22 protein-coding genes are annotated in these 22,890 nt (G+C 72.6%); 3 read left to right on the top strand and 19 right to left on the bottom strand.

Going from position 1 to position 22,890, the window contains the following annotated elements; translation table 11 throughout:
• Positions 1-163 precede the first annotated feature (163 nt).
• From pyrF to pyrR, 8 genes are all read right to left on the bottom strand, one after another.
• On the bottom strand, positions 164-1,000 hold the full coding sequence (gene pyrF / locus O7619_RS15110) for an orotidine-5'-phosphate decarboxylase (protein WP_282288539.1): 837 nt from the start codon (positions 998-1,000) through the stop codon (positions 164-166).
• A gap of 142 nt (positions 1,001-1,142) precedes the next feature.
• Positions 1,143-2,417: an adenosylmethionine--8-amino-7-oxononanoate transaminase gene (locus O7619_RS15105; protein WP_282288538.1), complete on the bottom strand. Its 1,275-nt coding sequence runs from the start codon at positions 2,415-2,417 to the stop codon at positions 1,143-1,145.
• Between the two features lie 32 nt (positions 2,418-2,449).
• Positions 2,450-3,466: a quinone-dependent dihydroorotate dehydrogenase gene (locus O7619_RS15100; protein ID WP_282288536.1), complete on the bottom strand. Its 1,017-nt coding sequence runs from the start codon at positions 3,464-3,466 to the stop codon at positions 2,450-2,452.
• A gap of 34 nt (positions 3,467-3,500) precedes the next feature.
• On the bottom strand, positions 3,501-6,848 hold the full coding sequence (gene carB, locus O7619_RS15095) for a carbamoyl-phosphate synthase large subunit (protein ID WP_282288534.1): 3,348 nt from the start codon (positions 6,846-6,848) through the stop codon (positions 3,501-3,503).
• Complete coding sequence (gene carA / locus O7619_RS15090; RefSeq protein ID WP_282288532.1) at positions 6,841-7,989, bottom strand: glutamine-hydrolyzing carbamoyl-phosphate synthase small subunit; 1,149 nt, start codon at positions 7,987-7,989, stop codon at positions 6,841-6,843. The genes carB and carA overlap by 8 nt, the downstream gene beginning before the upstream one ends.
• Complete coding sequence (locus O7619_RS15085) at positions 7,986-9,263, bottom strand: dihydroorotase (protein ID WP_282288531.1); 1,278 nt, start codon at positions 9,261-9,263, stop codon at positions 7,986-7,988. The genes carA and O7619_RS15085 overlap by 4 nt, the downstream gene beginning before the upstream one ends.
• Positions 9,260-10,186, bottom strand: a complete 927-nt coding sequence (locus O7619_RS15080; RefSeq protein ID WP_282288529.1) for an aspartate carbamoyltransferase catalytic subunit — start codon at positions 10,184-10,186, stop codon at positions 9,260-9,262. The genes O7619_RS15085 and O7619_RS15080 overlap by 4 nt, the downstream gene beginning before the upstream one ends.
• Entirely contained in the window at positions 10,183-10,767 is a 585-nt protein-coding gene (gene pyrR / locus O7619_RS15075) for a bifunctional pyr operon transcriptional regulator/uracil phosphoribosyltransferase PyrR (RefSeq protein ID WP_282288527.1), read from the bottom strand. The genes O7619_RS15080 and pyrR overlap by 4 nt, the downstream gene beginning before the upstream one ends.
• 286 nt (positions 10,768-11,053) lie before the next feature.
• Here pyrR and O7619_RS15070 point away from each other — a divergent pair, with 286 nt between their 5' ends.
• The gene (locus O7619_RS15070; protein WP_013285505.1) at positions 11,054-11,542 is read left to right on the top strand and encodes a helix-turn-helix domain-containing protein; all 489 of its coding nucleotides are present in this window, start codon (positions 11,054-11,056) and stop codon (positions 11,540-11,542) included.
• A gap of 52 nt (positions 11,543-11,594) precedes the next feature.
• Here O7619_RS15070 and nusB read toward each other — a convergent pair whose 3' ends face one another.
• Genes nusB through aroB form a run of 4 tightly spaced genes read right to left on the bottom strand, consistent with a single transcriptional unit; the run spans position 11,595 to position 14,150 of the window.
• The gene (gene nusB, locus O7619_RS15065; RefSeq protein ID WP_282288837.1) at positions 11,595-12,005 is read right to left on the bottom strand and encodes a transcription antitermination factor NusB; all 411 of its coding nucleotides are present in this window, start codon (positions 12,003-12,005) and stop codon (positions 11,595-11,597) included.
• A 23-nt stretch (positions 12,006-12,028) separates the two neighbouring features.
• Positions 12,029-12,586 (bottom strand): elongation factor P, encoded by a 558-nt coding sequence (gene efp, locus O7619_RS15060; protein WP_107160036.1) that lies wholly within the window; start codon positions 12,584-12,586, stop codon positions 12,029-12,031.
• Positions 12,587-12,630: 44 nt separating this feature from the next.
• Positions 12,631-13,077 carry a type II 3-dehydroquinate dehydratase gene (gene aroQ, locus O7619_RS15055; RefSeq protein ID WP_282288525.1) on the bottom strand — a complete coding sequence of 149 codons (447 nt, stop codon included), beginning with the start codon at positions 13,075-13,077 and terminating at the stop codon, positions 12,631-12,633.
• Positions 13,074-14,150 (bottom strand): 3-dehydroquinate synthase, encoded by a 1,077-nt coding sequence (gene aroB, locus O7619_RS15050; RefSeq protein WP_282288523.1) that lies wholly within the window; start codon positions 14,148-14,150, stop codon positions 13,074-13,076. Before aroB ends, aroQ begins: the two co-directional genes overlap by 4 nt.
• Before the next feature lie 90 nt (positions 14,151-14,240).
• On the opposite strand from aroB, the gene O7619_RS15045 reads away from it, so the two are divergent.
• Together O7619_RS15045 and O7619_RS15040 are read left to right on the top strand one after the other, a co-directional pair.
• Entirely contained in the window at positions 14,241-14,741 is a 501-nt protein-coding gene (locus tag O7619_RS15045) for a DUF2243 domain-containing protein (RefSeq protein WP_282288522.1), read from the top strand.
• Positions 14,738-15,520 (top strand): cytochrome c oxidase assembly protein, encoded by a 783-nt coding sequence (locus O7619_RS15040; protein WP_282288521.1) that lies wholly within the window; start codon positions 14,738-14,740, stop codon positions 15,518-15,520. Before O7619_RS15045 ends, O7619_RS15040 begins: the two co-directional genes overlap by 4 nt.
• Here O7619_RS15040 and O7619_RS15035 read toward each other — a convergent pair.
• The 7 genes from O7619_RS15035 to O7619_RS15005 form a co-directional block, all read right to left on the bottom strand.
• Positions 15,510-16,019 carry a shikimate kinase gene (locus O7619_RS15035; protein ID WP_282288520.1) on the bottom strand — a complete coding sequence of 170 codons (510 nt, stop codon included), beginning with the start codon at positions 16,017-16,019 and terminating at the stop codon, positions 15,510-15,512. The genes O7619_RS15040 and O7619_RS15035 overlap by 11 nt on opposite strands.
• The gene (gene aroC / locus O7619_RS15030) at positions 16,016-17,194 is read right to left on the bottom strand and encodes a chorismate synthase (protein ID WP_282288519.1); all 1,179 of its coding nucleotides are present in this window, start codon (positions 17,192-17,194) and stop codon (positions 16,016-16,018) included. Before aroC ends, O7619_RS15035 begins: the two co-directional genes overlap by 4 nt.
• Positions 17,195-17,349: 155 nt before the next feature.
• Entirely contained in the window at positions 17,350-18,162 is an 813-nt protein-coding gene (locus O7619_RS15025) for a shikimate dehydrogenase (protein ID WP_282288517.1), read from the bottom strand.
• Positions 18,162-19,364 (bottom strand): endolytic transglycosylase MltG, encoded by a 1,203-nt coding sequence (gene mltG, locus O7619_RS15020; protein WP_282288515.1) that lies wholly within the window; start codon positions 19,362-19,364, stop codon positions 18,162-18,164. Before mltG ends, O7619_RS15025 begins: the two co-directional genes overlap by 1 nt.
• On the bottom strand, positions 19,348-19,821 hold the full coding sequence (gene ruvX, locus O7619_RS15015; protein ID WP_282288514.1) for a Holliday junction resolvase RuvX: 474 nt from the start codon (positions 19,819-19,821) through the stop codon (positions 19,348-19,350). The genes mltG and ruvX overlap by 17 nt, the downstream gene beginning before the upstream one ends.
• 71 nt (positions 19,822-19,892) lie before the next feature.
• Positions 19,893-22,574, bottom strand: a complete 2,682-nt coding sequence (gene alaS / locus O7619_RS15010) for an alanine--tRNA ligase (RefSeq protein ID WP_282288513.1) — start codon at positions 22,572-22,574, stop codon at positions 19,893-19,895.
• Positions 22,571-22,876, bottom strand: a complete 306-nt coding sequence (locus tag O7619_RS15005) for a DUF6167 family protein (protein WP_091578080.1) — start codon at positions 22,874-22,876, stop codon at positions 22,571-22,573. Before O7619_RS15005 ends, alaS begins: the two co-directional genes overlap by 4 nt.
• Positions 22,877-22,890 lie beyond the last annotated feature (14 nt).

Below are 22,890 nucleotides of genomic sequence, written 5' to 3'. Positions count from 1 at the left end.
TCCCTAGTACGGCGGGCGGAGCCCCACCGCAGCTGTGAAACGTGGTGTCGCTGGCAACCAAAGGGGTCCGTGGTTCCCAGCGCGGGGAAAACTAGCGGTCAACGGAGCTTTCGGCAACGTGGACGCGCGATGATCAACGTAAAGTGACCGAGCCGTCAGTCAGTCAGGCGGCGCTCAGGGCGGCCCGACACTCGGCCTGCGCGCGCTCGGTGGCGGCCCGTAGGGCGGCCGGCTCCGGCCCCGCGCCCAACACCTCCCGGGAGTACGACGGCAGCACCGACGGCAGCGCGGCGCCGAAGACCGCGCGCAGTCCGGCCGGCGTGCCGCCCTGCGCGCCCATCCCCGGGGCAAGGAGCGGACCGTTGACCGCGGTGAAGTCGTGACCGGTCTCACCGATCGTCGCGCCGACCACCAGACCGAAGCTGCCGAGCGGCTCCGCACCCCGGTTGAGCTGGGAAATCTCGTCGATCACGTGCTGCGCGACGGTGCGCCCGTCGGCCCCGACCGCGCGCTGCACGGCGGCGCCCTCGGGGTTGGAGGTGAGGGCCAGGACGAAGACCCCGCTGCCGTGTGCGGCGGCCGTCTCGATCATCGGTGCGAGTGAACCTACTCCCAGGTAGGGGCTCGCGGTGATCGCATCGACATACAGCGGGTTGGATGGATCGAGGTATGCCGAGGCGTACGCGCGGACGGTCGATCCGATGTCTCCGCGCTTGACGTCGAGGAGAACGAGCGCGCCCGCATTTCGCAACTGTCGGATAGTTGACTCAAGTACGCCGACCCCGCGCGCGCCGTAGCGCTCGAAGAACGCCGACTGCGGCTTGACCACGGCGACCCGGTCGCCGATCGCCTCCACCACGGTGCGGCTGAACCGCTCCAGCCCGTCCACGTCGTCGGACAGCCCCCAGTCGGCCAGCAGGCCCGGGTGCGGGTCGATGCCCACGCAGAGCGGACCGCGCTCCGCCACGGCCCGGTGCAGTCGGGTGCCGAACGTCTCCATCGCGTCTCTCCCTCTCCCGGCGGCCTCGACCGCCTCCGTGTCACCGCGACGGGCCTCCCGTCGCGTCAGGTCGTCACGGCCGGACTCAGCCGGCCCGGACCGCCCGTCGGGGCTCAGCCGGCCTTCACCGCCCCGTCGGGGCTCAGCCGGCCTTCACCGCCGCCGCCACGCCGGCCGCGATCCGGGCGACGTCCGTGTCGTCACAGACGTACGGCGGCATGATGTAGACGAGGTCCCGGAACGGGCGCAGCCACACCCCCTCGGCCACCGCGGCGGCGGTCGCCGACGGCAGGTCCACCTCGTGGTCGAGCTGCACCACGCCGATCGCGCCGAGCACCCGCACGTCGGCCACCCCCGGGGCGTCGCGCAGCGGCGCCAGGCCCGCCCGCAACCCCTCGGCGATCCCCGCCACCCGGCCGGCCCAGTCGCCGGCCCGCAGCAGGCCCAGGGAGGCGTTGGCGACCGCGCAGGCGAGCGGGTTGCCCATGAACGTCGGCCCGTGCGCCAGCACCCCGTCGGCGGAGATCGCGGCGGCCACCTCCGCGGTGCAGAGCGCCGCGGCCAGGGTGAGGTAGCCGCCGGTGAGCGCCTTGCCGACGCAGAGCACGTCCGGCGTGACGCCGGCGTGCTCGGCGGCGAACATCCGCCCGGTCCGGCCGAAGCCGGTGGCGATCTCGTCGAGGACCAGCAGGATGCCGTGGCGCCGGGTCACCTCGCGCAGCACCCGCAGGTAGTGCGGGTGGTGGAACCGCATTCCGCCGGCGCCCTGCACCACCGGCTCCACGATCACCGCGGCCAGTTCGTCGGCGTGCCGCTCGACGGCGTCGGTGAGCGCCGCCTCGTACGCCGGGTCCGGCGGGGTGTCGAAGCCGGCCGGCGGCAACGGCGCGAACACCTGCCGGGGCAGCACGTCGCCCCAGAGGTGGTGCATGCCGCCCTCCGGGTCGCAGACGCTCATCGGATGGAACGTGTCGCCGTGGTAGCCGCCCCGCCAGGTGCCCAGCCGGCGGCGCTCCGGGCGCCCCACGGCGCGCTGGTACTGGAGGCACATCTTCACCGCGACCTCGACGCTGACCGAGCCGGAGTCGGCCAGGAAGACGTGCTCCAGGCCGTCCGGGGCCAGCTCGACGAGCGTCGCGGCCAGGCGTACCGCGGGCTCGTGGGTGAGGCCGCCGAACATCACGTGGCTCATCCGGCCGAGCTGGTCGGTCACCGCGGCGTCGAGCACCGGGTGCCGGTAGCCGTGGATCGCCGCCCACCACGACGACATGCCGTCGACCAGCTCCCGCCCGTCGGCCAGCCGCAGGCGTACCCCCTCGGCGCCGCGCACCACCAGCGGCGGGCTGGTCGGCGGCAGCGCCGCGTACGGGTGCCAGACGTGCCGGCGGTCGGCGGCGAGGATCTCCTCGGGCGTCACGGCTGCTCCTTCGTGGGGTGCGCCCGGGCCGGTCAGCGTCCGGCGACCGCCCGGACGGCCGACCGGACCAGGGCCGGGCCCCGGTAGATGAATCCGGTGTAGAGCTGGACCAGGTCGGCGCCGGCGTCGAACATCCGGGTCGCGTCGTCGGGGTCGAGGATGCCGCCGACGCCGATCACCGGCAGCCGTCCCCCGGTCTCCCGGTGCACGAACCCGACCAGATCCCGGGCCCGCCCGGTCAGCGGACGGCCGGACAGGCCGCCGGCCTCCGCCCCGCGCGCCCGGTCGGCCGGGGCGAGCCCGTCGCGGCCGAGCGTGGTGTTGGTGGCGATGACGCCGGCCGCGCCCCGGTCGAGGCAGACCTCCAGCAGTTCGGCGACGGCGGCCTCGGTCAGGTCCGGGGCGATCTTCACGAGCACCGGCTTCTCGCCGACCAGCGCGGCCAGCAACGCGTCCAGGTGGGACCGGTCCTGAAGCGACCGCAGGCCCGGGGTGTTCGGTGAGGACACGTTCACCGCGAAGTAGTCGCCGTGGTCGGCCAGCGCCCGGTAGGAGGCGAGGTAGTCCTCGACGGCGTCGTCCAGCGGGGTCACCTTGGACTTGCCGAGCGAGATGCCCAGCGGCACGCCGAGCGGGCGCGGCAGCGCCGCCAGCCGGGCCGCCAGGGCCGGCGCGCCGGCGTTGTTGAACCCCATCCGGTTGATCACGGCCTCGCTGTCGGGCAGCCGGAACAGCCGGGGCCGGGGGTTGCCCGGCTGGGCGTGCGCGGTCACGGTGCCGACCTCGACGAAGCCGAAGCCCAGCGCCGGCCAGGCGGGCAGCGCGACCCCGTTCTTGTCCATCCCGGCCGCCAGCCCGACCGGGTTGGGAAACCGCACCCCGAACACGGTGCGCGGCGCCCCCCGAAAGTAGACCCGCCGCAGCCCGGCAAGCACCCGAGGCTGCCCGGACACCCAGGCGAGCCGCCCGAGTGTCCACTCGTGCGCCACCTCCGCATCCCCACCCCCAAGGGCGAACAGCCGCCCCCGCACAACCCGCTCAAACATCACCGCCCACCTCCCCGCCCGTCGGGCGTCGGGGTGGTCACTCGTTGGCCCGGAGGGCGGCGTGCAGGTCCTGGAGGGGGCGGACCCGGAGGTCGCCGTTGATGCGCGCCTCGATGCCCATCACCGCCGCCGCCGCGCCGGGGACCGTGGTCACACACGGGATGTCCGCGGTGACGGCGGCGCTGCGGATCTCGTAACCGTCCGAGCGGGCGCTCGCGCCGGAACCCTGCGGCGTGTTCACCACGAGCGCCACGTCGCCGCCGAGGATCAGCGAGACCGCGTCCGCGCCCTCACCCGCCTCGTAGTGCTTGCGGATCTGCTCGCAGGCGATGCCGTGCCGGCGCAGCACCTCGGCCGTGCCGGCGGTGGCGACGATCTCGAACCCCAGATCGGCCAGGCGCTTGATCGGGAAGATCATGCCGCGCTTGTCCCGGTTCGCCACCGACACGAAGATCTTCCCGGTGGTGGGCAGCGACCCGTACGCGGCGGCCTGCGACTTCGCGAACGCCTGACCGAAGCCGGTGTCGATGCCCATCACCTCGCCGGTGGAGCGCATCTCCGGGCCGAGCAGCACGTCGATGCCCTTGCCCGACGGGGTGCGGAACCGCTTGAACGGCAGCACCGCCTCCTTGACCGCGATCGGCGCGTCCGGCGGCATGACGCCGCCGTCCCCGGTCGGCGGCAGCATCCCCTCGGCCCGCAACTGGGCGATGGTGGCGCCGAGCGCGATCCGGGCCGCCGCCTTGGCCAGCGGCACCGCCGTCGCCTTCGAGACGAACGGCACGGTGCGGGAGGCACGCGGGTTGGCCTCCAGCACGTAGAGCATGTCGCCCTGAAGCGCGTACTGGACGTTGAGCAGGCCGCGCACCCCCACGCCGCGGGCGATCTCCTCGGTGTAGCGGCGCACCTCGGCCAGGTGCGAGCCGGCCAGCGTGATCGGCGGCAGCGCGCAGGACGAGTCGCCGGAGTGGATGCCGGCCTCCTCGATGTGCTCCATCACGCCGCCCAGGTAGACGTCGCCGTCCGCGTCGACGAGCGCGTCCACGTCGATCTCGATGGCGTCGTCGAGGAAGCGGTCCACGAGCACCGGGTGGTCCGGCGAGATGTCGGTGGCCCGCCCGATGTAGTCACGCAGCGTGGGATCGTCGTAGACGATCTCCATGCCCCGGCCGCCGAGCACGTACGACGGCCGCACCAGCACCGGATATCCGATCTCGTCGGCGATCGCCTTCGCCTCGTCGTACGAGGTGGCCATGCCGTGCGCGGGCGCGCGCAGCCCGGCCCGGGCCAGCACCGCGCCGAACGCGCCCCGCTCCTCGGCCAGGTGGATCGACTCCGGCGAGGTGCCGACCACCGGCACGCCCGCGTCCTTGAGCCGCTGGGCCAGGCCGAGCGGGGTCTGACCGCCGAGCTGCACCACCACCCCGACCACGCCGGGACCACCGGCCGCCCGGCCGGACGAGTCCTCGGCGTGCCAGACCTCCAGCACGTCCTCGAACGTCAGCGGCTCGAAGTAGAGCCGGTCGGCGGTGTCGTAGTCGGTGGAGACGGTCTCCGGGTTGCAGTTGACCATCACCGTCTCGTAGTCCACCCCCCGGAGAGCTTGGACGGCGTGCACGCACGAGTAGTCGAACTCGATGCCCTGACCGATCCGGTTCGGCCCGGAACCGAGGATGAGCACCTTCGGCCGGGCCGACGGCGCCACCTCGGTCTCGGCGTCGTACGTCGAGTAGTGGTAGGGCGTGGTCGCCTCGAACTCGGCCGCGCAGGTGTCCACCGTCTTGTAGACCGGCCGGATCCCCAGCCGGTGCCGCAGCGTCCGGACACCGTCCTCGGCGGCCAGCTCGGGGCGCAACGCGGCGAGCTGCCGGTCGGACAGGCCGGCGCGCTTGGCCCGGCGCAGCAGGCCGGCGTCGAGCACCGGGGCGCCGACGACCTCGGCGCGCAGCTCGACGAGCCCGGCGATCTGGTCCAGGAACCACGGGTCCATGCCACCGGACGCCTCGGCCACCTCGGCGATCGACGCGCCCAGGCGCAGCGCCCGCTCGACGGTGTAGAGCCGGCCGTCGTGCGGCACCCGCAGCGCGGCGAGCGTGTTCTCCCGGGTCGCCCCCTCGGGGTCGGGGACGGTCCAGAAACCAGATGATTTGGTTTCCATCGACCGCATCGCCTTGTTCAGCGCCTCGGAGAAGTTGCGGCCCAGGCTCATCGCCTCCCCCACCGACTTCATGGTGGTGGTCAGCTCCGGGTCGGCGCCGGGGAACTTCTCGAACGCGAACCGGGGGATCTTCACCACCACGTAGTCGAGCGTCGGCTCGAACGCGGCGGGCGTCTTGAGCGTGATGTCGTTGGGGATCTCGTCGAGCGTGTAGCCGACCGCGAGCTTCGCGGCGATCTTGGCGATCGGGAAGCCGGTGGCCTTCGACGCCAGCGCCGAGGAGCGCGACACCCGAGGGTTCATTTCGATCACCACGATCCGGCCGTCGGCCGGGTTGACCGCGAACTGGATGTTGCAGCCGCCGGTGTCCACCCCGACCTCGCGCAGCACCGCGATGCCGAGGTCGCGCAGCCGCTGGTACTCCCGGTCGGTGAGCGTCATCGCCGGGGCGACCGTGACGCTGTCGCCGGTGTGCACGCCCATCGGGTCCACGTTCTCGATCGAGCAGACCACCACCACGTTGTCGTGCCGGTCGCGCATCAGCTCCAGCTCGTACTCCTTCCAGCCGAGCACGCTCTCCTCGATCAGCACCTCGTGCACCGGGCTCGCGGCCAGGCCCGCGCCGGCGATCCGGTCGAGGTCCGCGTCGGTGTGCGCCATCCCGGAACCCAGGCCGCCCATGGTGAACGACGGCCGGATGACCACCGGCAGACCCAGCTCGGCGACCGTCTCGCGCACCTCGTCCATCGAGTGGCAGACCCGCGAGCGCGGGGTCAGCGTGGCCGGGTCCTCGACGCCGAGGCGTACGCCGGCCTTGGCCACGATCTCCTTGAAGAGCTGCCGGTCCTCGCCCCGGTTGATCGCCTCGATGTTGGCGCCGATCAGCTCGACGCCGTACTTCTCCAGGACGCCAGCGGAGTGCAGCGCGACCGCAGTGTTCAACGCCGTCTGCCCGCCCAGGGTGGGCAGCAGCGCGTCCGGGCGTTCCCGGGCGATGACCAGCTCGACGAACTCCGGGGTGATCGGCTCGACGTACGTGGCGTCGGCGAACTCCGGGTCCGTCATGATCGTCGCCGGGTTGGAGTTGACCAGGCTGACCCGGATCCCCTCGCTGCGCAGCACCCGACACGCCTGGGTGCCGGAGTAGTCGAACTCGCAGGCCTGTCCGATCACGATCGGCCCCGAGCCGATCACCAGGACGTGCTTCAGATCGGTCCGCTTAGGCATTCTTTCCGCCTTCGATGAGCTCCGCGAAGCGGTCGAACAGGTAGTCCGCGTCGTGCGGGCCGGCCGCCGCCTCCGGGTGGTACTGGACGGTGAAGGCGGGCACGTCCTCGGCCCGCAGCCCCTCGACCACGTTGTCATTGAGGCACACATGGGAGACCCGGACCCCGCCGAAGTCGGTGTCGACCACCTGGTCGGGCACCACCGCGCCGGAGGAGACGCCGGGCACCCGCACGGCGAAGCCGTGGTTGTGGCTGGTCACCTCGACCTTGCCGGTGGCCCGGTCGAGCACCGGCTGGTTGATGCCGCGGTGGCCGTACCCGAGCTTGTAGGTGCCGAAGCCGAGCGCCCGGCCGAGGATCTGGCTGCCGAAGCAGATGCCGAACAGCGGGATCCGGCGGGTGAGCACCTCCCGCGCGAGGGCCACCGGAGCGTCGGCGGTCGCCGGGTCGCCCGGGCCGGGCGAGAGGAACACCGCGTCCGCGCCGGTGGCGAGCAGGTCGTCGATGGTCGAGTCGGCGGGCAGCACGTGGGTGGTGACACCACGCGCGGCGAGCCGGCGCGGCACGTTGCGCTTGATGCCCAGGTCCAGCGCGGCGACCGTGAACCGGTGTTCGCCCACCGCCTCGACCACGTACGGCTTCGCGGTGGTCACCTCGGCGGACAGGTCCGCGCCGACCATCGACGGCGCGCGGCGGACCCGCTCCAGCAGGGCGTCCGGATCGTCGTCGACGCTGGAGACGCCGACCCGCATGGCGCCCCGCTCGCGCAGGTGCCGGGTCAGCGCCCGGGTGTCCACGCCGCTGATACCGACCACGCCCTCGGCGGCGAGCCGGTCCTCCAGACCACCGGTGGCCCGCCAGTTGGAGCTGATCCGGGCCGGGTCGCGCACCACGTAACCGGCCACCCAGATCCGGCCGGACTCGTCGTCGGCGCCGTTCACGCCGGTGTTGCCGATGTGCGGCGCGGTCTGCACCACCACCTGGCGGTGGTAGGAGGGGTCGGTGAGCGTCTCCTGGTAGCCGGTCATGCCGGTGTTGAAGACCGCCTCGCCGAAGGTCTCCCCGACGCTGCCGTACGCCTCGCCGTGGAACGTGCGCCCGTCCTCCAGGACGAGAATCGCGTTTCTCCGCCTACTGCTCACTTGACAGCCTTTCCGTCCAGGACCGTCGGCTCGCCGCGCAGGAAGGTCGCCACGATGCGACCCGGCAGCGTCATGCGGGCATACGGGGTGTTGCGACTGCGGCTGGCCAGCTCGGCCGGCTCGATCACGCGCCGGGCGGCCGGGTCGACCAGGGTCAGGTTGGCCGGCACGCCGGGCGCCGGGTCGAGCCCGTGTCCGGCCAGCCCGGCGATCCGGGCCGGGACCCGCGACATCCGCTCGGCGATCAGGTCCCAGCGCGGGCCGAGCACGTCGAGCGCGATGGAGAGCGCGGTCTCCAGGCCCAGCATGCCGGGCCGGGCGTACGCCCACTCGCACTCCTTGTCCTCCACCGCGTGCGGCGCGTGGTCGGTGGCGATGACGTCGATCACGCCCTCGACCAGCGCGGCCCGCAGCGCGGCGATGTCCGTGGCGGTCCGCAGCGGCGGGTTGACCTTGAAGACCGGGTCGTAGCTCTCCGCTTTCTCATCCGTGAGCAGCAGGTGGTGCGGCGTCACCTCGGCGGTCACCCGCACCCCGCGCGACTTGGCCTGCCGCAGCACCTCGACGCTGCCGGCGGTGGAGACGTGACAGACGTGCAGCCGGCTGCCCACGTGCTCGGCGAGCAGCACGTCCCGGGCGATGATCGCTTCCTCGGCGACGGCCGGCCAGCCGGTCAGCCCGAGCCGGGTGGACACCTCACCCTCGTGCATCTGCGCGCCCTCGGTGAGCCGGGGCTCCTCGGCGTGCTGGGCGATCACCCCGTCGAACGCCTTGACGTACTCCAACGCCCGGCGCATCAGCCGCGGGTCGGCGACGCAGTGCCCGTCGTCGGAGAAGATCCGCACCCGGGCCGCCGAGTCGGCCATCGCGCCCAGCTCGGCCAGACGCTCGCCGGCCAGCCCGACCGTGACCGCGCCGATCGGCTGCACGTCGACCAGGCCGGCCTCCCGGCCGAGCCGCCACACCTGCTCGACCACGCCCGCAGTGTCGGCGACCGGCGAGGTGTTGGCCATCGCGCAGACCGCGGTGTAGCCACCGAGCGCCGCCGCCCGGGAGCCGGACTCGACCGTCTCGGCGTCCTCCCGGCCCGGCTCCCGCAGGTGGGTGTGCAGGTCGACCAGGCCGGGCAGCGCGACCAGGCCGGTCGCGTCGACCGTCGTGGCGTCGTCGGCGGTCAGGCCGGCGCCGACCTCGGCCACCACGCCGTCGCGGATGAGCAGGTCGGTCGGCTCGCCGTCGAGCACACGGACGTTCCTGATGAGGTACGCGGTCACCGGTTGTTCCCTCCGAGCAGCAGGTAGAGGACGGCCATCCGCACGGAGACCCCGTTGGCGACCTGTTCGACGATGGTGGAGCGGGGCGAGTCGGCCACCTCGGGCGTGATCTCCATGCCCCGGTTCATCGGACCCGGGTGCATGACGATCGCGTGCTCGGGCAGCCGGCGCATGCGCGGCCCGTCCAGCCCGTACCGGCGGGCGTACTCGCGGGCCGACGGGAAGTAGGAGTCGCTCATCCGCTCCCGCTGCACCCGCAGCATCATCACCACGTCCACGTTCGGTGCAACGGTGTCGAGGTCGTAGGAGACGTCGATGCCGGGGGCGAGCGCGGTCGCGATGTCGACCGGGATGAGCGTCGGCGGGCCGACCAGTGTGACCTTCGCGCCGAGCGTGCTGAGCAGCAGCACGTTGGAGCGGGCCACCCGGGAGTGCAGCACGTCGCCGACGATCGCCACGTGCAGGCCGGCGATCCGGCCCAGGCGGGAGCGCATGGTGTACGCGTCGAGCAGCGCCTGGGTGGGGTGCTCGTGGGTGCCGTCGCCGGCGTTGACGACTGACCCGTCCACCCAGTCGGCCAGCCGGTGCGGGGCGCCGGAGGCGGGGTGCCGCACGACCACCGCGTCCGCGCCCATCGCCTGGAGGGTGAGCGCGGTGTCCTTCAGGCTCTCCCCCTTGGCCACGCTGGAGCCCTTGGCCGAAAAGTTGATCACGTCGGCGCTGAGTCGCTTGGCAGCCGCCTCGAACGAGATCCGGGTCCGGGTGGAGTCCTCGTAGAAGAGGTTGACCACGGTGCGTCCGCGCAGCGCGGGCAGCTTCTTGACCTCGCGGCCCGCCACGGTGGCCATCTCGGCGGCGGTGTCCAGCACCAGCGTGGCGGTGTCCGCGTCCAGGTCCGCGCCGGAGAGCAGGTGCCGGATCATGAGAGGGCGCCTCCGTACAACTTGACCTCGTCGGCGCCGTCGGTCTCGGCGAGGGTGACCTTGACGTTCTCGGCCAGCGCGGTGGGGATGTTCTTGCCGACGTAGTCGGCGCGGATCGGCAGTTGGCGGTGGCCGCGGTCGACCAGGACGGCGAGCTGCACGGAGGCCGGGCGGCCGACGTCGCTGAGCGCGTCGAGCGCGGCCCGCACGGTGCGGCCGGAGAAGAGCACGTCGTCGACGAGCACGACCCGGCAGCCGTCGATCCCGCCCGGCGGCAGGTCGGTCGGGCCGACCGCGCGGGTGGCGTGCCGGCGCAGGTCGTCGCGGTAGAGCGTGATGTCGAGCACGCCCACCGGGACGGTCACGTCCTCGAAGGTGCTGATCCGGGCCGCGAGGCGGCGGGCCAGCGGCACGCCCCGGGTGGGGATGCCGAGAAGCACGGTGTCGGCGGCGCCCTGGGTCTTCTCCAGGATCTGGTGGGCGATGCGGTCGACCACCCGCGAGACGTCGGGTGCGGCGAGGATCACCTTCACCGAGGGTTGTCGCGGCGGCGACGGATGGGCAGCCGGTGGGTAGGCCACAGCGGACCTCCTTCCCCGCCTCACGGGACGGGTCGTTAAAGGACGTCGATCAACCTCCGGCGGACCCTCGACGGGCCCGGACCGGGGCTTCACGCCACGTTACCAGCGGTCATCGGACCCGCCGTCGCCGGTCCTGACCTGCCGGTCAGCCCGGAGAAATGCGGACAAGCCGCACCGGTGCCCGGACCTCGTGGACCGTAACACTTGACCACGTGTCGCAATCCCCGTACCGTCACGCTCCGTAGCGATAGCTGGGAGAACCCCGAGCAGCACTGGGAGTGTCCGAATGCCCTCTGAATACGCCAAGTCGCTGGGCGCCCGCCTGCGCTCCATCCGCCAGCAGCAGGGCCTGTCCCTGCAGGGGGTGGAGGAGAAGTCGAACGGGCGGTGGAAGGCCGTGGTGGTCGGCTCGTACGAGCGCGGCGACCGCGCCGTCACCGTGTCCCGCCTGGCGGAACTGGCCGACTTCTACCGCGTTCCCGTCTCCGAGCTGCTGCCCGACGGCAGTGGGGTGCGGCACGAGCCCACCAGCAAGATCGTGCTGGACCTGGAGCGGCTCTACGACGAGGCCTCCGAGGACCTCGCGTACGTCGCCCGGTACGCCCGCGCCATCCAGCAGCAGCGCGGTGACTACAACGGCCGGGTGCTCTCCATCCGCGCCGACGACCTGCGTGCCCTCGCGATCGTGTACGACGCCTCGCCGTCGGGCCTGATCGAGCGGCTCACCGAGCACGGCGTGCTGGTCGCCGACCCGCGCGCGTTCTTCGCCTCCTGAGTCTGACCACCACGAAGGGCCCGTGCCGGCGGCACGGGCCCTTCGTCATGCGTCAGCGGGTGGCGTACTCGGCGATCCGGCCGAGGACGCCGTTGAGGAAGCGGGGCGAGTCGTCGGTCGACATCTGCCGGGCCAACTCGACGGCCTCGCTGATCGCCACCGCGTCGTCGATCTCGTCGACGTAGAGCAGCTCGTACACGGCGATCCGGGCCAGGTTGCGGTCGACCACGGGCATCCGGTCCAGCGTCCACCCCTCGGCGTAGCTGGCGATCGTCTCGTCGATCCGGTCGAGGTGCGCCGCGACGCCCTCGACCAGCCCGACCGCGTAGCCGATGTGGTCGGGACGGGGCTGCTCGATCCGCTCCAGATAGCCGGCGAGCACCTCGACCGGGGGGCGGTCCCGCAGGTCAGCCTCGAAGAGCACGTCAAGCGCCCGCTTACGCGCCTTGCGGCGCGCCGGCATCTGCTGCTTCGGACCCTCGGCCATCAGGCTCGGCCGAGGTAACGGCCGTCGCGGGTGTCGACCTTGATCTTCTCGCCGGTGGTGATGAACAGCGGCACCTGCACGGTGGCGCCGGTCTCGACGGTGGCCGGCTTGTTGCCGCCGGTGGACCGGTCACCCTGCAACCCCGGCTCGGTGTAGGTGACCTCGAGCACCACCGAGGTCGGCAGCTCGATGTAGAGCGGCACGCCCTCGTGCGTGGCGACGGTCGCCTCGGCCTCCGGGAGGAGGTAGTTGGCGGCCTCACCGACGGTGCCACCCATCACGGTGATCTGGTCGAACGTCTCCAGATCCATGAAGACGTAGTCCTCGCCGTCGGCGTACAGGTATTGCATGGTGCGCTTGTCCACGGTCGCGGTCTCGACCTTGGTGCCCGCGTTGAAGGTCTTGTCGACCACCTTGCCGGACAGCACGTTCTTCAGCGTGGTGCGCACGAAGGCACCACCCTTACCGGGCTTGACGTGCTGGAACTCGACGACGGCCCACAGCTCGCCGTCCAGGTTGAGTACCAGGCCGTTCTTCAGGTCGTTGGTGGAGGCCATTTCCTGCCTTGATCATCAATTGGCGGACAGACCTGCCAAGTCTACTAGCTGTGTCGAATCGGACTCGCACGCTGCGCCAGATGGTGCAACGCCAGCCGGTAGCCGTCCACCCCGAGCCCGCAGATCACCCCGGTGGCCACCGCCGAGACCACCGAGTGGTGCCGGAACTCCTCCCGGGCGTGGATGTTGGAGATGTGCACCTCGACGAGCGGGCCGCGGAGCAGGGCGCAGGCGTCCCGGACCGCGATCGAGTAGTGCGACCAGGCGGCCGGGTTGAGCACCACCGCCGCCTCCTCGTCCGCCGCCGCGTGCAGCCAGCCCAGCAACTCGTGCTCGGCGTCGGTCTGCCGCACCACCACGTCCAGCCCCAGCTCGCGCCCGGTCCGCTCGCACATGGCCACCAGGTCGGCGTAGCTGGTCACCCCGTAGACGTCGACCTGCCGGGTGCCGAGCCGGCCCAGGTTCGGCCCGTTGAGCACATACACCCTCACGAGCTGATCTCCCGGTAGGCGGCGGCCAGCAGCTCGTCCGGCGGCGCCTCGAGCATCGCCGGGCGGGCGAGGCCGTCCAGCACCACGAACCGCAGCCGGCTCCCCCGGGCCTTCTTGTCCACCCGCATCGCGGCGAGCAGCTCCGGCCAGGCGTCCGCCCGGTAGCCGGTGGGCAGGTCCAGCGCGGCCAGCACACGCCGGTGCCGCCGGGCGTCGTCGGCGTCGAGCCGGCCGGCCAGCCGGGCCAGGGTCGCGGCGTACACCAGCCCGACCGCGACCGCGTGGCCATGCCGCCAGCGGTAGCCCTCCACCTTCTCGATCGCGTGGGCGAGCGTGTGCCCGTAGTTGAGCACCTCGCGTACCCCGGACTCGCGCAGGTCCCCGCCGACCACGTCCGCCTTCACCCGCACCGCCCGCTCCACCAGCTCGCGGACCACCGGGCCGGTCGGGTCCAGCGCGGCGGCCGGGTCCCGCTCGACCAGGTCGAGGATCACCGGGTCGGCGATGAAGCCGCACTTGACCACCTCGGCCATCCCGGCGGCCAGCTCGGCCGGGGGCAGCCCGTCGAGCGTCGCCAGGTCGCAGAGCACACCGGCCGGCGGGTGGAACGCGCCGACCAGGTTCTTGCCGGCGGTCGTGTTGATGCCGGTCTTGCCGCCGACGGCGGCGTCCACCATGCCGAGCAGCGAGGTCGCCACCGGCACCCACCGCACCCCGCGCAGCCAGGTGGCCGCGACGAAACCGGCCAGGTCGGTGACCGCGCCGCCGCCCACCCCCACCACCGCGTCGGTACGGGTGAAGCCCGCCGCGCCGAGCCGGTCCCAGGCGGCGGCGGCCACGTCGACGTGCTTGCCCGCCTCCGCGTCCGGCACCTCCACCAGCAGCGGCGTCACGCCGTCGGCGCGGGCCCGCTCGGCGAGCCGCTCCGCGAGGGCCTTGAGCGGCGCCGCGTGCAGGTAGGCCACCCGCTCGGCGCCGGGCAGCAGGTCGGGCGGCGGGTCGAGCAGGTCACGTCCGACAAGCACGTCGTACGGCCGTTCGCCGCCGACCGGGATCCGGGTCACCTCGTCCATCGCCGGCAGCCTAGTCCAGCGCCCGGTCCGGCGGGGCGACTGTCCACACCGTGGGTGTTTGTCCCGCCGGGCCCCGGGTAGGGCGGCGGAATGAGCATCCGCCTTCCCGCGACGATCCTCGGCATCGGTCTCGGCGGCTTCGTCGACGGCATCTTCCTGCACCAGGTCTTCCAGTGGCACCACATGCTCAGCAGCACCGACACCGACCGCGTGGGGATCCGGGACTACCCGGTCGACACCGTGCCCGGATTGCAGATGAACACGCTGTGGGACGGCCTGTTCCACGTGGTGACCTGGGTGGCGGTGCTGACCGGGCTGGCCCTGCTCTACGCCCGGGTCACCCGGTCGCGGGGCCGGCTCTGGCGTTCCCCGATGCTGTGGGGCTGGGTGCTCGTCGGCTGGGGGCTGTTCAACCTGGTCGAAGGCGTCATCGACCATCACCTGCTCGGCATCCACCACGTCCGCTCCGGCCCGTACCAGACCTGGTGGGACCTCGGCTTCCTCGCCCTCGGCGCGATCCTGATCGCGGCCGGCTGGGCGATCCAGCGGCGGGCCGAGGCGATCGACCTCTGCGCCCCGGAGCGACGATGACCCACGCCGGGCACGCGACCGGCGGTTTTCCGGCCACCGCCCTCGTACCGGCGGCGGTGTTCTGGGTCTATCTGGCCGCCGCGCTGCGGCTGCGCGACCCGGGCGGCCCGGGCTGGGCGCACCGGCGGACGGCGAGTTTCGGGCTGGGCGCGCTGCTGGTGACCGTGGGACTGCTCCGGCCCGCCGCCGACTTCGTCGGGCACATGTGGCAGCACCTGCTGATCGGCATGCTGGCGCCGCTGGCGCTGGTGCTCGGCGCGCCGGTCACGCTGCTGCTGCGCACCCTGGACCGGCGCGCCGGACGCCGGCTGGTCCACCTGCTGCGGCACCCGGTCGCGCGGGTGCTCGGCCACCCGGTCACCGGCCTGCTGCTCACCGCCGGCGGGCTGTGGGTGCTCTACCTCACCCCGCTCTACCGGGCGACGCTCGACAGCGCCGCGCTGCACCTGCTGGTGCAGGTGCACTTCCTGCTCGGCGGCTGCCTGTTCGCCTGGTCGATCGCCGGTCCGGATCCCGGCCCGCACCGCCCCCGGGTGCCGGCGCGGCTCGTGGTGCTCGGCGTCGGGGTCGCCGCGCACGCCGCGATCGCCCAACTGCTCTACGCCGGACTGCTCGTCGACGTGCCGGCCGGCGGCGCGGAGCTGCGGGCCGGCGCCACGCTCATGTACTACCTCGGTGATCTGGCCGAGATCGCGCTCGCGCTCGCGCTGCTGGCCACCTGGCGCCCGGAACGCCCCACCCGCCGCGCGGCCCCGCCTGCCGAGGCGGTCAGGGCTTGAGCAGCGCGGCGATCTCGGCGGCCAACTCCTCCGGCTCGCGGCCGTCGGTGACCACGGTCGCGGTCGCCACCTCGGCATAGAGCGGGCGACGCTGGTCCAGCAGGTGCTTGAGGGTGGCGCGCGGGTTCAACGCCAACAGCGGCCGGCCGGCGCCCAACCCGACCCGCCGGATCGCGTCCGGCAGCTCCACCGACAGGTGCACCACGGTGTGACCGATCAGCGCGGCCCGGTTCTCCTCGGCGAGGACCGCACCGCCGCCGAGCGCCAGCACCCCGCCGTGCGAGGCCAGCGCCGCCGCCACCGCGGCCCGTTCCAGCGTACGGAAATGGTCCTCGCCCTCGTCGACGAAGATCTCCGGGATGGGCTTGCCGGCGAGGCGCTCGATGTCGGTGTCGGTGTCGCGGAAGTCGACGCCGAGCGCCTCGGCGAGCGCCGCGCCCACCGTGGTCTTGCCGGAGCCGGGCGCCCCGACCAGCACGACCACCGGCCGGGTGCTCACTTGACCACCAGGCTGTCGAGGTAACCGGAGAGGTTGCGGCGCATCTCGGCGATCGAGTCGCCGCCGAACTTCTCCACCGCCGCCTCGGCCAGCACCAGCGCGACCATCGCCTCGGCGACCACGGCGGCGGCCGGCACCGCGCACACGTCGGAACGTTGGTTGATCGCCGTGGCCGGCTCCCCGGTGGTCACGTCGATCGTCGCGAGGGCGCGGTTCAGCGACGAGATCGGCTTCATCGCCGCCTTGACCCGCAGCGGCTCGCCGGTGGTGATGCCGCCCTCCAGGCCGCCGGCCCGGTCGGTGATCCGGCGCACGCCGGTGGCGGTGGGCATGATCTCGTCGTGCGCCTCGGAGCCACGGGAGCGGGCCTGCTGCCACCCGTCGCCGATCTCGACGCCCTTGATCGCCTGGATCGACATCAACGCGGTCGCGAGGCGGGCGTCGAGCTTGCGGTCCCACTGCACGTGGCTGCCCAGGCCCGGCGGCACGCCGTACGCGAGCACCTCGACCACGCCGCCGAGCGTGTCGGCGTCCTTCTTCGCGGCGTCGACCTCGGCGACCATCCGCGCGCTCGCCTCGGCGTCGAGGCAGCGCAGCGGGTCGGCGTCGATGCGGGCCGCGTCCTCCGGCGTGGGGCGCAGGCCCGGCTTCACCGCCACCGGTCCCAGCTCCACCACATGGGAGACGATCTCGACGCCGAGCGCCTGCTTGACCAGCGCCTTGGCGACCGTGCCGACCGCGACCCGGGCGGCCGTCTCCCGGGCACTGGCCCGCTCCAGGATCGGCCGGGCGTCGGTGTGCCCGTACTTCTGCATGCCGGCCAGGTCGGCGTGGCCCGGGCGGGGGCGGGTCAACGGGGCGTTGCGCGCCTGGCGGGCCAGTTCGTCCGCGTCGACCGGGTCGGCGGCCATCACGGTGCCCCACTTCGGCCACTCGGAGTTGCCCACCCGGATCGCCACCGGGCTGCCGAGCGTCACGCCGTGCCGCAGCCCGCCGATGACCTCGATCTCGTCCTGCTCGAACGCCATCCGGGCACCCCGCCCGTAGCCGAGCCGGCGGCGGGCCAGCTCGCCGCCGATGTCGGCGCTTGTCACCTCGATGCCGGCGGGTACCCCCTCCAGCAGCGCGACGAGGGCGGGTCCGTGCGATTCACCTGCAGTCAGCCAGCGCAACACAGCGGTCAGTGTGTCACGCCCCCGGCCCGGCCCGGCACGCCGCCGCCGGTGTCCCGCCCTGCGGACAGGCGCGTTCGCCCACCGCCCGGCCGCCACCCGCGAGGTGTTAAGCGGGGGCCCCGCCTCTACCGGAGGCGTTAAGAAGGGGCCCCGCCTTACCGCCCCAGCGCGGCGCGCATCGCCTCGCGCGGGGCGGGGGCGCCGGTGAACTGCGCGAACTGGCCGTACGCCTGGGCCAGCAGCAGGTCCAGCCCGGAGACCACCCGGCACCCGGCGGCCAGCGCCGCCGCCGCGAGCGGTGTGGGCCACGGGTCATAGACGACGTCGAAGAAGACCGACTCCGGCCGCCAGTCGAAGTTCTCGGCGAGCGGGTCGGCGACCCCCTTCGGCACCGTGGAGATCACCAGGTCGGCCCGGGCGTGCGCGGGCGCGCCGTCCCACTCCGCCCCGGCCAGCGGCACGCCGGCGGCGACCGCCACCGGACGCAGTTCCTCGACCGCCTCGGGCCGGCGGGCCACGACTGTCACCTCGGCCGCGCCGATCCGGGCTGCCGCCGCGATCGCCGCGCGGGCGGTGCCCCCGGCCCCGAGCACCGTCACCACCGCGCCGGCCACGCAGCCGGCACCGGTGAGCACCTCGACCATGCCGGTGACGTCGGTGTTGTCCGCGTACCAGGTGCCGTCGGGCCGGCGTACCAGCGTGTTGGCGGCGCCGACGGCGGCGGCGACCGGCGAGACCTCGTCGGCAAGCGCGAGCGCCGCCTCCTTGCCCGGCATGGTCACCGACAGCCCGGCCCACTCCGGGCCGAGGCCCGCGACCAGGCCGGGCAGCTCGTCCGCGCCGGCCTCGATCCGGGTGTACGACCAGCCGGTGAACCCGGCCGCCGCGTACCCGGCGGAGTGGATCACCGGGGAGAGCGAGTGGGCGATCGGCTTGCCGACCACCGCCGCACGGTGTGGGGCGGCCATCAGATGATCCCGGCCTCCTTGGCCTTCTGCTCGTTGCGCTTGTGCTGCTCGTACGTCTCCGCGAAGGCCGAGTGCCCCTTGTCGTCGATCGCCACGAAGAACAGCCACTTCCCCGGCGGGGGATCCATGGCCCCCTCCAGTGCCTGCTTGCCCGGGTTGTTGATCGGCGTCGGGATCAGGCCGCGCAGCTTGCGGTTATACGGGTTCTTGGGATTGTCCAACTCGGCGGCGGTCATCTCCTTGGACGTCTTGGTCTTCTGCCCGGTCAACTCCAGGTAATAGTTGACCGTGACGTCCATCTCCAGGCATCCGCAGTCGAAGTTGCCCTTGTAGACCCGGTTGTAGGCAACCTGAGCGACCTTGCCCAGATCGTCCTTGTTGCCCGCCTCGGCTTGGGCCAGCGACGCAACGATCAGCGCCTCGTACGGGGTGATCCCGCCGCGTTCCGCCTCCACCCGGTCGGCGAACTTCATGTCGCCGGTCACGCTGAGGAAGTTGTCCACCATCAGCTTGAGCACCGTCTCGGCGGTGGCCTTCGGCGGGATCTCGTAGGTGTCCGGGAAGAGGAAGCCCTCGATCGACGGCTTGACCTTCTTGCCGTCGGAGCGCTTGAACCACCAGTCCGGCACGCCCAGCGCCTCCGGGTCCTTCGCGGCGGTCTCGAAGTCCTTGATCGGGATGTCGGTCTTGTCGGAGAGCCGCTTGAAGACCGTCTTCGCGGTCAGCCCCTCCGGGATGGTCAGCCCGTTGACGATCTTGTTCTTCAGGTCGAGCATGGCCGCGACCGCCGCCTCACCGCTCATCTGCTTGCGCAGCTTGTAGGTGCCCGGCTGGATGTTCTTGCTGCGCGAGTTCTCCTCGGCGGCCTCGATGAACGCCTTGGTGCTCTTCACCACATCGGCGGCCACGAGCGTGTCCGCCATGTCGGCGATCAACGCGTTCTGCTTGATCTGGACCGTCACCTCGCCGGTGCCGGAACCGTCGTAGTCCGGGGTGACGAGGTAGTTCTGGATGCGGTCGAAGCCGTAGTAGGCCCCGCCACCGATGCCACCGAGCAGCACGAGCGCGAGGGCGAGCGCGAGGAAGGTCTTGCCCCTGCCGCCGCCGGACCTGCCCTGCCGGCGGAGCACCGCGCCGCGCCGGTGCCGGCCCTTCTCACCCCTCTCCTGTTCGTCGAACCCCAGGTCAAGGTCGTCGATCATGCGTTCGCCTCCGCTGTGCGTCCAGCCAGCTCTGCAGAATCTCCACCGCGGCGGCCTGGTCGACCACCGCTCGTTGGCGCTTTCCCCGGACGCCCCGTTCCGCCAGCCTACGACTCGCGAGGACGGTAGACATCCTCTCGTCCGTCAGCGTCACCGGAATCGGCCCCATCACATCCGCCAAACGGGTGGCGTAGGCGGAGACGTTCGCCGCCGCCGGGCCGTGTTTTCCGGCGAGGTTCACCGGCAGCCCGACGACGATACCCACCGCCTCGTGCTCGGCGGCCAGCCGGACCAGCTCGGCCATGTCGGCGGGCACCGCGTCCGGCTCGGCGGTCAGGTCGCGGGCCAGGGTGACGAGCGGGGTGGCGAGGATGCCGTGCGGGTCGGACCGGGACACCCCGACCCGGACCTGGCCGACATCCACCCCCAACCGCACACCGCGCACGAACTCAGTCATCTACCGCCACACCTCCCCTGAGTACGGGCCAGGGCGGACCGGAAGGCCCGCCCTGGCATCCATCGCAACGCTCATGGGGTGTCGGCGACCGCCTGCTCCACCGTCACCAGCAGGTTCGACGCCTCCGCGGCGGGCAGGCCGCCGCCCTGGGCCAGGTCGTCGCTGCCGCCGCCCCGGCCGGAGAACGCCGCCTTCACCAGGTCCTTCGCGCTCAGGCCCCGCCCCCGGGCAGCCGCGTTGACGGCCACCACCAGGGACGCCTTGCCGTTGGACCGGGCGGCCACCGCGACCACCGCCGGGCGGGCCGCGTCGATCCGGCCCCGGATCTCCTGGGCCAGGGTCCGCACGTCGTTCGCCGCCGCGCCCTCGGGCGCCTCGGTGCCGACGTACGCGACCCCGCGCACGTCCTTCGCCTGTGCCGCGAGCGCACCGGCCCCACCGAGCACGAGCTGGGCGCGGAGCTTCTCCAGCTCCTTCTCCGCGTCGCGCAACTGGGTGACGGTCTGCTCCACCCGGTCGGCGACCTGCTCGCCCGGCACCCGGAACAGCTCGGCCAGCCGGGAGACCAGCAGGTGCTCACGGGCCAGGAAGCCGAACGCGTCCATGCCGACGAGCGCCTCGATGCGGCGTACCCCGGAACCGACCGACGCCTCGGAGAGGATCTTGACCAGGCCGAGCTGGGCCGAGCGGGCCACGTGGGTGCCGCCGCACAGCTCCCGGGCGTAGTCACCGACCTCGACCACCCGCACCCGCTCGCCGTACTTCTCGCCGAACAGCGCCATCGCCCCGATCCGGCGGGCCTCCTCCTGGCTGGTGACGAACGCGTGCACCTCCAGATCGGCCAGGAGCACCTCGTTGACCTGCTGCTCCACGTCGTGCAGCACGCTCGGCGCCACCCCGGTCGGGGTGTTGAAGTCGAACCGCAGCCGGCCCGGCGCGTTCAGCGAACCCGCCTGGGTCGCCGACTCGCCGAGGAAGTTACGCATCGTCTGGTGCACCAGGTGCGTCGCGGTGTGCGACCGCGAGATCGCCCGGCGGCGGGACACGTCGATCTCCGCGTACCCGGTCTCCCCGGCCCGGACCTCGCCGCGCACCACCCGGGCCCGGTGCACGATCAGGCCGGGCACCGGCTGCTGCACGTCGAAGACCTCGACCTGCCCGCCGCCGACGGTGATCAGGCCCTGGTCGGGCTGCTGGCCGCCGCCCTCGGCGTAGAACGGGGTGGTGTCGAGCACCAGCTCGACGGTGTCGCCCTCGGCCGCCGCGCCCACCGACGCGCCGCCGGCCAGCAGCGCGCGCACCCGGGACTCCCGGTTCAGCTCGGTGTAGCCGGTGAACTCCACCGGCCCGCCGCCGTCGAGCACCGACCGGTACGCCGACACGTCGGTGTGCCCGGTCTTGCGGGCCTGCGCGTCGGCCTTGGCCCGGCCGCGCTGGTCGGCCATCAGCCGGCGGAAGCCGTCCGCGTCGACCTGGAGGCCCTGCTCGGCCGCGATCTCCAGGGTCAGGTCGATCGGGAAGCCGTACGTGTCGTGCAACTGGAACGCCTTGTCACCGGAGAGCGCCGGCCGGCCGGCCGACTTCGTCTCGGCGATCGCGGTGTCCAGGATCGTGGTGCCGGCGCGCAGCGTGGCCAGGAACGCGTCCTCCTCGGCGTACGCGTACTGCGAGATCCGGCCGAAGTCCTCGGCCACCTCCGGGTACGACGGCGCCATGCAGTCCCGCGCCACCGGCAACAGCTCCGGCAGCGCCCGGTCCTGGTAGCCCAGCAGCCGCACCGAGCGGATCGCCCGGCGCATGATCCGCCGCAGCACGTAGCCACGGCCCTCGTTCGACGGGGTCACCCCGTCGCCGATCAGCATCAGCGCGGTGCGCACGTGATCGGCGACCACCCGCAGTCGCACGTCGTCCGGGTGCGACTGGTTGGCCGCGTGCCCCGAGTGCGCGCCGTACCGCTTGCCGGTCAGCTCGGCCGCCCGGTCCAGGATCGGCTTGACCTCGTCGATCTCGTAGAGGTTGTCCACGCCCTGCAACAGCGAGGCCATCCGCTCCAGGCCCATGCCGGTGTCGATGTTCTTCGCCGGCAGGTCGCCGAGGATCGGGAAGTCTTCCTTCCCCGCGCCCGGACCCCGCTCGAACTGCATGAAGACGAGGTTCCAGAACTCCAGGTAACGGTCCTCGTCGACCTCCGGACCACCCTCGCGGCCGTACTCCGGGCCCCGGTCGTAGTAGAGCTCCGAGCACGGACCGCACGGGCCGGGGATGCCCATCGACCAGAAGTTGTCCGCCTTGCCCCGGCGCACGATCCGCTCCGCCGGCACGCCGGTGGCACGCCAGATGTCGTACGCCTCGTCGTCGTCCAGGTAGACCGTCGCCCAGATGCGCTCCGGGTCCAGCCCGAAGCCGCCCGCCTCGACCGACGTGGTGGCCAGGTCCCAGGCGAGCGGGATCGCCCCGGACTTGAAGTAGTCACCGAAGGAGAAGTTGCCGTTCATCTGGAAGAACGTGCCGTGCCGGCTGGTCTTGCCGACCTCGTCGATGTCCGGCGTCCGGATGCACTTCTGCACGCTCGCCGCCCGCTGGTACGGCGGGGTCTGCTGACCCAGGAAGTAGGGCACGAACTGCACCATGCCCGCGTTGATGAACAGCAGGTTCGGGTCGCTGATGGCGGGCAGCGGAGCGGACGGCACCACGGCGTGGCCGTTCGCCTCGAAGTGGGCGAGGAACCGCCGCTTGATCTCCGCCGTCTTCATCGCTGGTGCTCCTCCGGGAAAATCTCTCGGTCACCGATCCGCGGGTCCTCCCGCAGCTCGGCGAACTCGTCGTCGTACGCCTCACCGCGGGCGAAGGCCTCGTGGATCTCCTGCTCACGCTCGGCCATCCCGACCCGGACATCGTCCACGAAGGCACGCACCGACTCGACCAGCCCACCGGCGGACTCGGACAACCCGCTGGCGATGCCTGCCGGGGTGTACGCCTGCGCCGTCCGGGTGGCCTTGCGCACCACCAGGACACCCACGGCCAGGCCGATGCCCAGCCAGAACAACCGCCTCATGCTCTCATCCTCCC

It is taken from the genome of Micromonospora sp. WMMD998 (assembly GCF_029581235.1).
GTDB lineage: Bacteria > Actinomycetota > Actinomycetes > Mycobacteriales > Micromonosporaceae > Micromonospora.
Note: the sequence above shows the minus strand (reverse complement) of the source record. Positions and strands in the feature narration are given on the sequence as shown.